Source organism: Neobacillus solisequens (genome assembly GCF_051233465.1).
Lineage (GTDB): Bacteria > Bacillota > Bacilli > Bacillales > Cytobacillaceae > Neobacillus.
Genome location: NZ_JBKFGJ010000053.1, coordinates 1 through 525, shown reverse-complemented (window position 1 = coordinate 525; position 525 = coordinate 1). Strand labels below are relative to the sequence as shown.

1 protein-coding gene is annotated in these 525 nt (G+C 33.1%); it reads right to left on the bottom strand.

What is annotated here, in order from left to right; genetic code table 11:
• Window positions 1–25: 25 nt before the first annotated feature.
• The coding region (locus ACI3K6_RS23495; RefSeq protein ID WP_435556733.1) for a hypothetical protein at window positions 26–525 on the bottom strand (500 nt) is incomplete at its 5' end.

Genomic DNA, 525 nt, shown 5'->3' with positions numbered 1-525 from the left:
AAGCACCCGTTTGTTGAATAAGTAATCACAAATTATTAACCTGAAACTTGGATTGGATAGCATACCAACCTTTAGATTCTGACTTATAGTGAGCCACATTAAATTCCTTTAATTCTATTAAATCACTGAAGAATGTGGGGATGTTACAATTCCAGTTTAATTCTTCCACCTTTAGAGGGAAATTATCTCTGTTTGGGTTTGGAGTATGAATATATACTGCATCTTGACCTGAATCTCCTTCATCCAATAGAATCCACGATTGAAAAGGTTTTTCAAACATATTTAGCTCATTTAATACCCTTTTATATAAAGCTAAATATGCTTTTATATGCTCTCTTCTTATATGAACACTTCCATTTCCAACACCCTCCCAGTCAAGGTGTATATGATAGAACTCAAACCAGGACTCATTATCAAGTTCCAAATTAATATTATTTACTTGCCGCCATATATTACGAAAATACCTCTTTTTCCCACGAAACTTTTTCAGAAATATTCCTCCTTTTAACCTAATGCCTTCTTGAA